Source organism: Microbacterium sp. 1262, assembly GCF_040544895.1.
Taxonomy (GTDB): Bacteria; Actinomycetota; Actinomycetes; order Actinomycetales; family Microbacteriaceae; genus Microbacterium; species Microbacterium plantarum.
In genome coordinates this window covers 141,370-154,122 of record NZ_JBEPKU010000001.1, presented here as the reverse complement: position 1 = coordinate 154,122, position 12,753 = coordinate 141,370, and the positions used below count along the sequence as shown (strand labels likewise).

15 protein-coding genes are annotated in these 12,753 nt (G+C 69.7%); 2 read left to right on the top strand and 13 right to left on the bottom strand.

The features are described 5' to 3' along the window. Positions 1 to 3: 3 nt before the first annotated feature. The 3 genes from ABIC53_RS00710 to ABIC53_RS00700 are packed head-to-tail and all read right to left on the bottom strand — an operon-like array spanning position 4 to position 2,690. Positions 4 to 705 (bottom strand): hypothetical protein, encoded by a 702-nt coding sequence (locus tag ABIC53_RS00710; protein WP_274178959.1) that lies wholly within the window; start codon positions 703 to 705, stop codon positions 4 to 6. 3 nt (positions 706 to 708) lie between these two features. After that, positions 709 to 2,400: an alpha/beta hydrolase gene (locus ABIC53_RS00705; protein ID WP_112617460.1), complete on the bottom strand. Its 1,692-nt coding sequence runs from the start codon at positions 2,398 to 2,400 to the stop codon at positions 709 to 711. Continuing rightward, positions 2,397 to 2,690 (bottom strand): hypothetical protein, encoded by a 294-nt coding sequence (locus tag ABIC53_RS00700; RefSeq protein WP_354449974.1) that lies wholly within the window; start codon positions 2,688 to 2,690, stop codon positions 2,397 to 2,399. The genes ABIC53_RS00705 and ABIC53_RS00700 overlap by 4 nt, the downstream gene beginning before the upstream one ends. 251 nt (positions 2,691 to 2,941) lie before the next feature. Here ABIC53_RS00700 and ABIC53_RS00695 point away from each other — a divergent pair, with 251 nt between their 5' ends. Further along, positions 2,942 to 4,369 (top strand): dihydrolipoyl dehydrogenase family protein, encoded by a 1,428-nt coding sequence (locus ABIC53_RS00695; RefSeq protein WP_354449972.1) that lies wholly within the window; start codon positions 2,942 to 2,944, stop codon positions 4,367 to 4,369. A 27-nt stretch (positions 4,370 to 4,396) separates the two neighbouring features. Here the strand turns inward: ABIC53_RS00695 and ABIC53_RS00690 are convergent, their stop codons facing one another. The 8 genes from ABIC53_RS00690 to ABIC53_RS00655 form a co-directional block, all read right to left on the bottom strand. After that, positions 4,397 to 5,122, bottom strand: a complete 726-nt coding sequence (locus ABIC53_RS00690; protein WP_354449970.1) for a hypothetical protein — start codon at positions 5,120 to 5,122, stop codon at positions 4,397 to 4,399. Between the two features lie 80 nt (positions 5,123 to 5,202). Beyond that, positions 5,203 to 5,853, bottom strand: a complete 651-nt coding sequence (locus ABIC53_RS00685; RefSeq protein ID WP_274178964.1) for a hypothetical protein — start codon at positions 5,851 to 5,853, stop codon at positions 5,203 to 5,205. 107 nt (positions 5,854 to 5,960) lie between these two features. Further along, positions 5,961 to 6,446, bottom strand: a complete 486-nt coding sequence (locus ABIC53_RS00680; RefSeq protein WP_274178965.1) for a hypothetical protein — start codon at positions 6,444 to 6,446, stop codon at positions 5,961 to 5,963. A gap of 32 nt (positions 6,447 to 6,478) precedes the next feature. Next, complete coding sequence (locus ABIC53_RS00675) at positions 6,479 to 7,153, bottom strand: hypothetical protein (protein WP_282501422.1); 675 nt, start codon at positions 7,151 to 7,153, stop codon at positions 6,479 to 6,481. A 9-nt stretch (positions 7,154 to 7,162) separates the two neighbouring features. Beyond that, positions 7,163 to 7,804: a hypothetical protein gene (locus tag ABIC53_RS00670; RefSeq protein WP_282501423.1), complete on the bottom strand. Its 642-nt coding sequence runs from the start codon at positions 7,802 to 7,804 to the stop codon at positions 7,163 to 7,165. Then, the gene (locus tag ABIC53_RS00665; RefSeq protein ID WP_088380581.1) at positions 7,804 to 8,931 is read right to left on the bottom strand and encodes a hypothetical protein; all 1,128 of its coding nucleotides are present in this window, start codon (positions 8,929 to 8,931) and stop codon (positions 7,804 to 7,806) included. The genes ABIC53_RS00670 and ABIC53_RS00665 overlap by 1 nt, the downstream gene beginning before the upstream one ends. Then, complete coding sequence (locus ABIC53_RS00660) at positions 8,928 to 9,230, bottom strand: P-loop NTPase family protein (RefSeq protein WP_023955668.1); 303 nt, start codon at positions 9,228 to 9,230, stop codon at positions 8,928 to 8,930. The genes ABIC53_RS00665 and ABIC53_RS00660 overlap by 4 nt, the downstream gene beginning before the upstream one ends. A gap of 64 nt (positions 9,231 to 9,294) precedes the next feature. Then, positions 9,295 to 9,582 (bottom strand): WXG100 family type VII secretion target, encoded by a 288-nt coding sequence (locus tag ABIC53_RS00655; RefSeq protein WP_112617469.1) that lies wholly within the window; start codon positions 9,580 to 9,582, stop codon positions 9,295 to 9,297. Positions 9,583 to 10,171: 589 nt separating this feature from the next. Between ABIC53_RS00655 and ABIC53_RS00650 the strand changes: the two genes are divergently transcribed. Beyond that, positions 10,172 to 11,671 (top strand): HNH endonuclease signature motif containing protein, encoded by a 1,500-nt coding sequence (locus tag ABIC53_RS00650; protein WP_354449966.1) that lies wholly within the window; start codon positions 10,172 to 10,174, stop codon positions 11,669 to 11,671. A gap of 240 nt (positions 11,672 to 11,911) precedes the next feature. On the opposite strand, the gene ABIC53_RS00645 is transcribed toward ABIC53_RS00650, so the two are convergent. Next, positions 11,912 to 12,151 carry a hypothetical protein gene (locus tag ABIC53_RS00645; RefSeq protein ID WP_274178969.1) on the bottom strand — a complete coding sequence of 80 codons (240 nt, stop codon included), beginning with the start codon at positions 12,149 to 12,151 and terminating at the stop codon, positions 11,912 to 11,914. Positions 12,152 to 12,355: 204 nt separating this feature from the next. Beyond that, entirely contained in the window at positions 12,356 to 12,721 is a 366-nt protein-coding gene (locus ABIC53_RS00640) for a hypothetical protein (protein ID WP_274178970.1), read from the bottom strand. Positions 12,722 to 12,753 lie beyond the last annotated feature (32 nt).

Here is a 12,753-nt window from a genome sequence, read left to right as displayed (position 1 = left end):
CGATCAGTCGCCGCTGGGCTGCGGCTGCACGGGGTTGCCGGACTCGTCGTAGTACAGCGGCCCGTCGGGCGGGAACGAGAACGACGGCTCGGATGTCGGACCGTCGAAGGCCGGGAGCCGGCGCCAGACATCCGCGGGCAGCCGTTCTTCGCCGAAGACCTGCGTCGCGAGGTCGTGCGCTGATCCGGGCGCGCACTCCGTCTCGGCCGACACCCTCACCTGGCCCGTTGCCGGGCGAATGGTGACCACAGTCCGCTCGGCGATGCCGCCTGTCGCGACGACGGTCACCTCGCGCGCATCTCCCTGCCCACGGTCGGCGGTGTCGCTGTCGATACCGAGAGCATCGAAAGCTCCCGTGGCCGCCTGAGCGACCTCCAGCGGGTCACGGCCGGGAAGCTCGATCCCGCGGACCGCCACGAGACGATACCCGCCCTCTTCGCTGAGGCCCGACTGGCACCCGGTCGGGTGAGCACCATACGCGCCGTCGACCACACTCCACTCGGTCGGCTCGATGGCCATGATGACCGAGTGCACGCCGGTCGCGAGCGCCGTGAACCGCTGCTCGGCCTGGGCGTACGTCTCACCGGACTCGCCGCCACCGGCGCCTCCGGTCGATCCGGGATCGCCCTGCCCACCGCATCCGGTCATCGTCAACACCAATCCGACGGCGAGCGCCGTCATCGTCATCCGCGAGGTCGATCTCATCAGTCACGTCCGGTAAGGGTCAACGGGCAGCCACTCCAGCCAGTCGGGCAGATCCCAGAAGCCGCTCTCGCTGCCTTCGCCGTCCATCTCCGTCCCGGGCTCACCGGTCAGGATGATCTGCTGGATGTTGTAGAACGACTCCGATCCTTCCACGAGGTATCCCTCGCCGTCCCCGGAGGGAAGCGGCCCGTTCCCACCCGAATGCGCGGCATGCCCAGGTGTCGGGGCGAGGTCCTCGCCGTCGGCGCGGCCACCGTCGCTGCCGAACTCCGTCATTCCCGGAAGAGTCTCCGGTACGGTGCCGTGCGCGCCACCCCAGCTCGTGTCGCGGCCGATCCGCGCCCAGGCGTCGTTCTCGGACAGCGTCGCGTACATCCTCAGGCCCTCGGCGTTCTGAAGGTTCGACAAGATCTGCGGGTCGCTCGGGAATCCGGCCGATCCCACGGCGATGAACTGGTCGACGCCGAGAGCGTCCGGGCGTGACCCGATCGCGAGGGCGGCGGTGGTGCTGCCATAAGAGTGCGCGATGACGGCCTTCTCTGCCGCGGGGTGCACTGCGTCAAGACCGAGCAGAAAGGCACGAAGAGCCGGAGCGCCGTCGTTCGCCCGCTGCATGGACGGCTCCTCTGCGACGGTGGGCGAGTCGTACCCGAACCACACGACACTCGCGATGTTCGACCCGGCGGCGTTGAGCGCACGCGCAGAATCGCCCCATTCGCCCATCCCCGTCACGTTCGACAGCATCCCGGGCACGAGCACGTTGATGTCGGTCGCGGTCGCGAGGTCGCCGTACGCGAGAGCGGCCGTCACCTGAGCCGACCCGTCCGGATCGAATGAAACCAGAAGTGGCGGCGGTGCACCTTGCACGAGGGTGTTCCAGAGCGCGTCGATCTGGTCGCCGAACTCTCCGGTCAGGTTGGAGTTGTACAACGCCTCCAGGCGCTCTCGGTTGACCCGCCCGCGGACGTCGTAGGGGATGCCGTCGAGGTTGCCGATGATGTCGGGATGCGCTCGGGCGATCTCGTCTTGCAGCTCGGGGTGTGCGAGCCACAGCTCGAGCACCGCCTGCGGGGTGTCCGCCGCGAGCAGCTGGTCGAGCAGGTTCTGCGCCTGCGACGTCATCGCCGGCCCCGCACCGCCGGCGAGCTCGGCGAGCGCCGCGTCGTAGGCCGCATCCCAGGCGGAGTAGTGGCTCTCGAACTGCTCCCAAAGATCGGCCAGATCGCGCGCCGCGGCATCCCGGGCGGCGACGGCATCCTGCGCCGCATCGTTCGCGCGCCGGACGTCGGCCGGCTCGCCGGAGCGCGAGGTCCATAGCGCGTTCAGCCCCGCTTCATCGGCTGCGGCTGATGCCGATGCCAACGAAGCGTGGGCGGACTCGATGTCGTCGATGAGCCGGTTCGCCGCCTCCGCCGACGACGAGAACGCGTCCGCGTACCGCTGCAGCACCCCCGCGAGAAGCTCCGCCTCGGCGATCTCCGCGGCCAAGGCGCTGGCGACCTCCTGCGCTTTGGAGCGAGCCGACCGGATCGATGCACCGACACCGTCGAGGTCGGTCGCGGACTGGACGGTCGTACGGAGTTCACCGAGCGAGCCGGCGACACGGCTGAACGCGCTGCTCCACCAGCTCATCGACCCGGGATTGCCCTCGAGGCGTTCGAGCGGGTAGCCGCGGTTCGGAGAGGTGAGGGTCACGGCTGCTCCTGCCCGGTGAGCTCGACGTCGAGGTCGGAGTAGCGCGTCGCGATCGCGGTCAGCAACGCGCCGACCTGGGATGCCGCGGTCGTGCGCTCGAGCACGGCGCGATTCAGTCCGCTCAGCCGCCGGTTCATCTCGAGACGGAGCGCGACCCGGTGCGCGGGGTTCTCGACACCGGTGTCGTCGCCTTGGATGTCGGCGTTGTCCATCACCGCGCTCGAGACCCGCGTCTGGATCGCATCCGCGGTGCTCGTGAGCGCGTGATAGTAGATCTCGACGTCTGACATCGGGCCCCCTCCGCCGGCTCGGTCCGGCCGACGCTCACACGCTATCGGGGGCCTGGACGCCGCGTCGATGGGGAGAACTCCCCTGCGTCGCCGGCCGACGAATCGCCGCCCGACCGGACCGCGCACAGGCTCAACCCCCTGCCATCCCCGCTCACGGGTCGGATCGAGCCGCTCAGCCGGTTGGCGGCACGCGCGACCCCGCTGAGCGCAAGTGCTGGCGCACAGCCCGCAACCGGGGTTAGCGTCGCGACATGAGCGAACGCACCTACGACCTCGTCGTCATCGGAGCCGGTCCCGTCGGAGAGAACGTCGCCGACCGCGCCGTGCAGGGCGGCCTGAGCGTCGCCATCGTCGAGAGCGAACTCGTCGGCGGCGAGTGCTCGTACTGGGCGTGCATGCCGTCGAAAGGTCTGCTGCGAGCCGGCGCCGCCCTCCGCGCGGCGCGCGCGGTCGACGGTGCGAAGCAGGCTGTGACGGGCGAGATCGACGTCGCCGGGGTGCTTCGCCGCCGCGACTCGCTGACCTCCGACTGGAACGACGCGTCGCAGGTCGAGTGGCTCCAGGGGGCCGGCGTCGACCTCGTCCGCGGGCACGGCCGCCTCTCCGGCGAGAAGCGCGTCGAGGTCACCGGACCCGACGGCTCGCTCACCACCCTCATCGCACGTCACGCCGTCGCGGTGTGCACCGGTTCGGCGGCTCTCCTCCCCGATATCCCCGGCCTGGCCGATGTGTCTCCGTGGACGAGTCGCGAAGCGACCGCCGTGCAGGAGATCCCGGGCTCGCTCGCGATCGTCGGCGGCGGTGTCGTCGCCGCGGAGATGGCCACGGCGTTCGTCGACCTCGGCAGCGAGGTGACGCTCATCGCGCGCAGCCGGCTGCTCGGACCGATGGAGCCCTTCGCGGGCGACCTCGTCGCGCAGTCGCTGACCGACCGCGGCGCGCGGGTGCTGCTGCACACCGACCTCGTCTCCGCCCAGCGCGTCGACGACGGTCAGGTCGAGCTCGAGCTGTCGAACGGCACGCGCGTCCGCGCCGACGAGGTGCTCGTCGCGACCGGTCGCGTCCCGCGTACCGACGATCTCGGGCTGGATGCCGTCGACCTCCAGCCTGGCTCGTGGCTGGAGGTCGACGACACGATGCTCGTCCGCGGATCCGACTGGCTCTACGCGGTCGGCGACGTCAACCACCGCGCCCTCCTCACCCACCAGGGCAAGTACCAGGCCCGCGCCGCGGGCGACGTGATCGTCGCGCGGGCGACCGGGGGCACCATCGACGACGCCCCATGGGGCGCGCACGTCGCGACCGCCGACCACGGCGCCGTGCCGCAGGTGACGTTCACCGACCCCGAGGTGGCATCGATCGGCGAGACCGAGGCATCCGCGCGTGCTGCGGGACGCAACATCCGTGTGCTGGACTACGACCTCTCGTGGATCGCGGGCGCGTCGACGCGGTCTGACGCCTACTCCGGTCAGGCACGGGCGATCGTCGACGAGGACCGCGGCGTTCTCATCGGAGCGACGTTCGTCGGGGCGGATGTCGGCGAGCTGCTGCAGGCTGCGACGATCGCGGTCGTCGGCGAGGTTCCGCTCGCGCGACTGTGGCATGCCGTGCCGGCGTACCCGACGCTCAGCGAGGTGTGGCTGCGCTTCCTCGAGACCTACGGCCGCCCGAACGTCTGAGCCGGTCCCGCCTCCGCACCCACCGGCTCACGCGCGCCGCTCGGCGTCGAGGAGGAACAGCGTTCCCGGCTCGCACCCGAGGGCCTGCTCCAGGGTGTCGGCGTCGATCAAGCCGCGCTCGTGCAGCACCGCAAGCGCCGCGTTGCGGTCGTCGATGATGGCCTGACGCTCGTCCCACGGCAGCGCCGCGATGCGGGCGCGGATGTCGCCGACGCTGAGGCCTGTCTCGGGCGCGCCCTCGCCGTCGCCATCGGGCTCGCGGACGCGGAAGCGCACCAGCATCACGAGGGCTGCCAGCCCGGCGACGCCGAGCGCGATGAGGACCGGAACCCGCCACTGCTGCCACCCCGTGTAGTCGTCGAGCTCGGCGACGCCGGGCATCGTGCCCAGCGCGAGAAGTGCCATCGCCGCCGCCACGAGGTGGATGGAGAACTCCGGCCACGAGAACCGGGCGCCCCGGACCAGCCAGATGACCAGGAGGGTGGCCTGGCTGACCGCCGCGACGGTGAACATCGCGCCCGCGATCGGCATCGCCCGCTGGGCCTCGATGCGGTGGAAGTCGAAGCGGTCGCCCATGAGCACGGCGAGGCCCGCGATCGGTGCGAAGAACGCGCCGATCACGAGGGCCCACAGCACGACGTCGAGGATGCGATGTAACGATGACCTCTTCGCGTTCGCGTGCAGGCGGTGCGCCATCGCGGCGCCGTCGGCGCCGAAGTGCTGGAAGATCTCCGGATGCCGCTGGTAGGCCACAGCCTCGAGTTGCGCGAATCGGACGTCAGCGGCGAGCGAGTGGCCTTCTGCCCAGCCGCGAGCCGTGGTGTGGAGGAAGCCTATGAGTCACCACCGTACGGGGCGACGGGAAAGTCGGTGGACGCGGGCGGAGGTTCGATCGGCGTTCCGTCCTCGTTCCAGTACACCGGGCTGCCGTCCTCGGGGAAATAGAACCGGGGTTGCCAATCGGGCCCCTCGAAGGCCGGCACGCGCAGGGCGAGTCCGGGGTAGGAGATGCCGGCGAAAACCATGTCATACAGCTTCGCGGCGTCACCGGGGAAGCACCCGGGTTCCGCGGTCACTCGGATCGTACCCAGGGCAGGGCGGATGGTCACGACGCCACGAACGACGGGACCACCCGTCGCGATCACGTTGACTTCCTGGCGGTCTCCCTCGCCGTAGGTCGTGGTGGTCGCCGACATGTCTGCGGCCTCGAAGGCAGCGGATGATGCCGCCACGATCGCGTCGACATCCGGGGCATCCTGCTCCAGCAGTCGGGCCCACGAGAAGGCATACCCGTCGGAGCCGCCCTCTGTCCGGCACGGGATAGGCGAGGCGCCCCACGACCCCTGATCCACCTTCCACTCACCATCGTGGATCGCCATGATCACCGAATGCATGGTCGTCGCGTACGAGAGGTATCGATCCTCGCCGTCGCGGTAGAGCGCATCTCCCGTCGGTGCTTCGGCTGCGGAACTGCATCCCGTCATGATCACTACCATTCCCGTGGCCAGGGCCATGGCAAACGTGCGTCGCGCTCGCCCTGTCGCGCGGTGGCGGTATGAGCTGCTCCGCGAGTGCCTCAGCCGGCCCGCCGTCATCGCTCACCAATCGAGGAACGTCGGGAGAGCACGGCGATGCCCACGACCAGGATGACGACCGCGAGAGCCGAGATCGGGGCCGCGGTCCATTGGGCACCCCACACCATGTCCCCCGCACGCACGCCGCGCTCCGGCGTCATACCGGCGAACAGGACCGCAGCGATCGCGGCGGCAATGCCAGGCCCGATAAGTCCGCGCAGACCCGGCACATCGTCGCGACGCGCGGTCACCACCGAGACGACGGCCAAGACCACGAATGCACCGGCTAGCGCGATCAGGACTCCGGCGGGCATGACGAAGAGCGGATACGGCGCCGCGACGGCCCACTTGGCCCTTGTGGACTCGCTGACCTGCCCGCCCGAGAGGATCAGCGACCCCACGAGGAATACGATCAGCGCAACGGACGGAATCACGGCAACGATCGCAAAGGCACGTGTGGCGAACGCGTGCACGCGGCTCGGCGGCGACGACGGCAGGATCACGGGGCCAGCGTACGCGGCAGGTGAAGCGTGCCTCAGCGCGCGCGCACCGAGCGCGTCAGCCACGCCCACAGCGGGTCGCCCGCACTCAGGCCGTTGACGATACGCAATACGCCGCTGATCTGACCGATGCCGCTGAGGGCGCCGCAGATGCCGACCAGCAGGACCGGCACCGTGAAAACCGAGACGCCGGCGCCGAGGTCACGCACGAAGACCGCGACACCGCCGATGGCGACGAGCAGCGCCAAGGTCGCCGTGCTCAGACGGACCAGGATGCGCGGCTCGAGGTTGACGGTACGCGCCTGTACCCATCCGGCGGCGCGCGGCGCGCGCTGGCCCGCGACGTACGGTGCGCGCAGCCAGAACGACGCGGCGCGAGTCAAAGCGCGACCCGTGCGCCACAACACCACGAGCAGCGCGACGCCTCCGAGCGCGATCGCCGCTGCGATGACGATGACGATGACGGTGTCCGGTGTCACGACGCCCATCGCCACGACGGTCGCGACCAGCCCGCCCGCGAAGAACACGCCGCCCGCGGCAGCGACGAATCCGACGATTCCGAGCGCCCAGCGCGACCATCGCTCGTAGTCGGCACGCAGGACGGTGACAGCACGATCGGCGTCGGACGGCCCCGCGGATGCCGCAGGCTCCCCCGCCTCGCCTGTCTCGAGGAGCGGGCGGGATGCTGCCTGGATGAAAGCGAACGCCATGGACAAATGCTACGTGGCGGCGGGCTCGGGCTCCGCGGGCTCGACACCCTCGGGCAGAGCCTGCGTGGTCGTGAGCGCGAACGCGACGTGCAGCGCCAGCTCGGCCGACTGCTGCGGGTCGGAGCACAACCCCATGACGACGGCGGTGCCCGCGCCGCCGGGAAGACGGATCTCGCCGACCGCCGTGAGATGCGGCATCCCGCCGTCCATCGACGCACCGAGGGTGATGGTGCCGACGCGGCCGTCCGGGGTGGTGAAGCTCTCGCTGCGCCCGCCCTCGCCGAACCGCGCGAGCGGGAGCAGCCGGTGGAACGCCGTCGCGGCGGCGTCGGTCTCGGCCGCCCCCGGCACCACGTTCGTGCAGAGGAAGAACGCCGCCGGGCGCTCGCCCAACGTCAGCGAGACACCGGCGAACGCGAAAGCTGTGTCGGCGAACAGCTCGACGCCGGCGCGGAATCCGTCGACGATCGCGTCGCGCGCAGCATCCGGGAGCCAGCCCTCGGCACTCACGAGGTACCAGTCGAGCCACTCCTGCGGCGAACGATCGCCGAACGAGCGGAACTCGATCCACCCCTGGGGCACGCGCTGCCAGACCCGCAGCGGCGCCCCCTCAGCCGCGATCGGGTCGAGCGTCGCCTCCTGCTCGGTCATCAGACCTCCTCGTCGGTGCGCGGACCGTTGCCGCGCAGGGTGTTGTTGAACCGCTCGGAGAGGTTCTGCCACGGCCCGGTCAGACTGTCGACGAAATCCGTCCCCTTGCTGTGGGCGTCCATCGCACTGTTCACGGTCCAGTAGGTATTCGCAACCATGTTCGGCAGATTGACGTTGAGCGCCACGGCGACGCTTCCCGCCGCGGCCCCACCGCCGGCCATGGCCGGCGTCATGCCCTGGATCGACGGGATGAGCACCTGTCCACCGGGGCCGATCAGCGCCTTCGCAGCCTGCCCGAGCGCACCACCCGCCAGCAGTCCGAGGGCGCCGGTGGCGAACTCGGCGAACGTTCCGCGACCGGTCGCCCACTGCAGGCCGTCGATCGCGACGAGCGCGATGGACATGATGAGCGCCACCGTGCCGAGGACGGGGATGAAGAGCGAGAGGATCGCGATGATCGGCAGCGCCGCCCGGAGGATGTCCTCCAGGATCGGCACCACGTTGTCCATGAGCCAGTTGCCTGCGTCGGCGAGCCAGTCGCCGGCCGAGCCCAGGAAGTTCATGACCGGGTTGCCGGCGTAGGAGTTCAGCGTGTCGCTCGCGGACAGCAGCGCTCCGGCCGCGGCGGCGGCGTCGGCATCGACCTCGTCCTTGAGCTGACGAGCGCGCGCGCGGATCGACTCCAGCTCGCCCTGCGCGTTCGCCAGCGCCGTCGACGCGTTCGACACGGCATCCGGGTCGGCGTCCTCGGCGTCCTTGTTCGCCTGCGCCTGCGCATGGGCCGATTCCGATGAGGCGACGCTCGCGGATGCCGCTGAGGCCTCCTCCGCGAGCGCTGCGGCACGCCGCTGGTAGTTGGTGAGCTGATCGGTCCAGGTCGCGAGGGCCGTCCGCGATGTGCGCAACGCCTCGCCGGTGTCACTGAGGTGCGGTCGGAAGTCCTCGCTGAGTGCGGCGCGGAACGCCGTCGCCGACTTCCCGATCCAGGCGGCGTCGTCGGAGCCGTCCATCATCGACAGCGCGTCATCGACGCCGTCGCAGCTGGTGGTGAGCGCATCCACATATCCGGAGAGCGTCGCGACATCGCCAGGGGCGGGGTCGAAGCCGAGAGCGGAGAAGTCGGTCACGACGCCGATCCTTCCTGCGGAACCATGCTGTTGCCGAGCTCGGTGTCGAGCTGCTGGAATGCCTCGAGAATGCCCTCGAGTCCCGTGCCCGCGTCTTCCGCATAGCGGGCGAGTTTGTCGATACCGCCACCCCACGAATCGTGGAGATCCTCGAGACGCCGCCGCAGCACGTCTTGGGGCACGGCCGCGCCCGACACGTTCGACATCGCCCGTGTCGCCCCGTCGAGAACATCCCGCATGTTCGCGTAAGCGTTGCGGCTGGCGCGCATCGCGCCGTAGTCGATCCGCACGTCGACCATGGTCACCTCCGAGAATCGAGCGGAGCCGAGGCGCCCAGGACGCCTCGGCTCCGAGAAGACGAGATCAGCTGCCGGCGAGCTGCTGGTCGAGGTCCTGGATCGCGCGCATCATGCCCAGCAGCGACTCGGACATGTCGTTGATGCCATCGACCGCGTTCTTCAGACCCGTGGTGAGCTCCGAGTAGCCCTCACCGAACTTGCCCGACGCGTGCTGCGTCTTGAAGTCATCGCCCAGAAGCGTGTCGACCTGCGACTTCAGGGTGTCCAGCTGACCCTGAATGTCATCACGAGCCTGCGCCAGCGAACTCGCAACCTGCTCCATCTCGCCATAAGACGCACCGAAATCAGCCATGACGGCCCTCCTGAAAGTAGATGTCCCGACCCCCCTCCGGAGCCGACACCCAAAACCTATCGGCAGCCCAGGCCCGAGGTCGATGGGGAGAACTCCCCATCTCGGAATGTGCTAGGCAATCGCTTTCCTCTGACAGCCCGTGGCGCAGTTCCGCCCTTCATGCCGAGAGGACGCGCCGTGATACCGCGGTCTTTTCCATCCCGCCCGTCGGTGGGCTCAGGTGAGGTGGCCGACACCCGCGAGCGCGGCCTTCGTGCGAGGCGACATGGCCTCCGGCGCCATCGTCATCTCGAGCTTCTCGACATCGGACCACCCCCGCGGAATCGGACGACGCGCGAGAGGAAGACGTGCAGGGCGATGTGAGCCGCGGCCGCGGCCAGCCAGAACGATCGCGGCGGGAACGATGTTGACGACGGCGATGATGATGAGCGGAACCCAGGCGCTCGGGAGGCTCCACCGCGGTCCGAACGTGCGTGACGCGTCAGGTTCGGACGGCTGCGCTGCGGCATGTTCCGACGGTCGATCGCGCGGATGCCGCAGCCTGTGGACAGTTCGGATGAATGTCGGAGGTCGGTGCCATGATTAGAACATGCATTCGAACCACGCATCCGACAGCGGGATGGGCAGCGACGCCGACGTCGCCGCGCTCGCGGCGCTGGTCGCGGATGCCGAGGCGGCTGCGGATGTGGTGCGGGCCGGGCAGGTCCGGGAGGTGCGGGTTCTGGCGGCGGCGGGGGTGCTGGCTGAGCAGCAGTCGGCGGGCGCGTCCGAGCGGGTGAAGGCGCGGGAGATGGCACTGCGTGGGATCGCCGCCGAGCTTGCCGGGGTGTTCGTCGCGACCGACCGGACGTTGCAGCGTCGCATCGACGAAGCCCGAGACCTCGTCGACAACTACCCGTTGACGATGGCGGCATGGGAGGCCGGGCGGATCGTCCGCGGGCACGTGCGGGTCATCCAGGACGTCGGATGCGTCATCCCGGCGGGTGACCGTGCGGAGTTCGAACGCCTCGCGATCGAGAAGTGCGAACGCGACGCCCCGAACCGGGTGCGCGACGCGCTCCAGATGGTCGCCGAACGGGTGCACCCGCGATCGTTCACGGAACGCCACGAGGAGGTCGCGGCGGGGAGGTGCGTCTCGGTCAAGCCCGGCCCGGACGGGATGTCGGATTTGATCGCGACGCTGCCGACCGTGATCGCCGACGGAATCATCGACCGACTTACGCGACAGGCGCGGGAGATCATCAACGCACGACCTGCGCGCGACGCCGCGGGCGTTCCTGACGAGCGAGCCGACGCGAATGGCCGCGCACCCGACGCCGAAACGACGCTTGATGTCGGGTCGTCGTTCATCGACGACGGCCGGAGCATCGACCAGGTTCGAGCCGACGTGTTCTCCGACCTCCTGCTGGCCGGAACACCGACCCTCGATCCCACCGCGACCGGTGACGGCAACGGAACCCTCGGCGCGATCCGCGCACACGTGCAGGTCGCGGTATCCGCGCTGACGCTGATGGGTCAGGACGAGGGGCCGGCCGATCTAGCCGGGCGCTCCCCCATCGACGCCGCCACCGCCCGCGAGCTCGCGGGCAACGCCACCTCGTGGGACCGGCTGCTCACCCACCCCGTCACCGGAACCGTGCTGGAATGCGACGCGTACCGGCCCACCGCGGCGATGATCCGGTTGCTGCGAGCCCGGGACCGGCACTGCCGGTTCCCCGGATGCCGACAACCCGCCATCCGATGCGAACTCGACCACACCATCGCCGCATCCGACGGCGGCAAGACACACGTGTGCAACCTCGCCGACCTCTGCAAGCGCCACCACGACGTCAAACACCACACCAGATGGCACGTGGTACAACTCGCGGGTGGAACCCTCGTCTGGACCTCACCGACCGGGCGGGTCTATCGCGAAGACGCACCACCACCACTGGTCACCTTCACGATCCCAGAACCACACGGCACGGCTGAGCCACCACCCGACGTACCACCACCGTTCTGGCGCGCATCTCCGCCGTTCCGACGCGCAGCGCCAGGGTATGAAAGATCTCGGAATGCCGCTGGAAAGCGACCGTTTCGAGGCGACTGAACCGCGTCTCCGCGCTCAAGGAATGATCGTCGGCCCAGTCGGTGGCACTGTCGTTGAAGAACGTCATCCCACGTTCACGCTCTGCGGGCGGTCATCGTCCAGGTGCGCGGCGGACGGGCTCATGCGTCTGCGCCTCGGCGACGACGACTCTTCGCGGACGAGGCAGCCACGCCGAAGAGCAGCACGACGAACGCGCCGGCGCAAACGGCTGCTGCCACCCATTGCTCACCGAAGACGGTGTCACCCCACCGGGTGCCCCGTCGGGGACGAGGAGGAGAAAGCGAAAGCACTGACCATGGCCGGCGCCGTGGGGCCCAGTGGACCCCGCTGCCCTGACTCGTCGCCGGCTCGCGCACTGAGGGCGACCACCAGCGCGAGAACCCCGGAGAGGGCAGCGAGGCCGACCAGGATCGCCGTCGGCGCGAGGAAGAGCGGATAGGGGATGACGGGGTCCCACTTCGTGTCCATCGGTGCGCTCACTTGGCCACCCGATCGGTGAGACGACGGTGATCACCACATGGAGCGTTCGGCTCGCGGAGTGCGCTCGTCGTGGTGAGGCGGTCGCTGCGGCACGGCGCCCGGAGCGACAGAGACGCTCAGTGCGTCACCGTGACGACCGACGCGAACAGCTGCTCGAGGTCGGCCTGGACGTAGGCGATGACCGCCGCATCGTCGCTCGCATGCTCAACGCCGCACCTCATCGGCGCGCCGGGTGCGGGGCGATTGCACCGCGATGATGACGAGGAGCACGACCTGCGCCACGGCGAGTGCGAACCACAGCCGCAGTTGCGCTTCCGAGAACGACGTGCCCGCAGACGTTCCCACCACAGCGCGGTATCCGATCGCCGCGACCATTGCCACCGCGACGATCGTGGCGATGATCGCGGCATCCGTTCGCCTTGCCGCGGGCCGGACGACGGCCGCCGCGCCGAGAGCGAGAACCGCGACCACGGATGCCGTCACCATGATCGGAAGGGCGAGGCCGGGGTCGAGCCGGATACGCCGGAGCGGTGGATACATCACGGCAGCCGAGACGACCGCGGACGTCATCCCGGCGCCCGCGATCCACGCCCACCACCGCC